General features: G+C 32.5%; 1 pseudogene. It reads right to left on the bottom strand.

Features of this window, described 5'->3' with window-relative positions:
• A pseudogene (locus DIU01_RS03365) lies at positions 1-317 on the bottom strand (tRNA pseudouridine(38-40) synthase TruA); the annotation flags it as partial.

The following is a 317-nucleotide window of genomic DNA, read 5'->3' on the forward strand; positions in this document are numbered from 1 at the left end:
ATCATTGACTTGTTTCCAATTGGCTTCAAAAATCGTGCAATTAAATGTATTCACATCGGTATGTACTTTCGAAAAACATTCAAAATCAATATAATGGAAAAGAATTTTGCAAGCTTCATTCATTTTGTCAACATTCAAACTATGCTGATAATACCAAGAATTGTCGCTTTCAAATACGTCTTTTTTAGTGTGAATGTGGTATTCGTAGGTTCGTTTTTTTGCGTCAAATCGGGCATGAGCTTCGTCGTGAACTTTATGAAAATCTATAACGGCAATGTCTTTGGGTAAAAACGAATTGAGTTTATGACTTAAATAAG

This window comes from Flavobacterium sp., from assembly GCF_003525665.1.
Taxonomy (GTDB): Bacteria; Bacteroidota; Bacteroidia; order Flavobacteriales; family Flavobacteriaceae; genus Flavobacterium.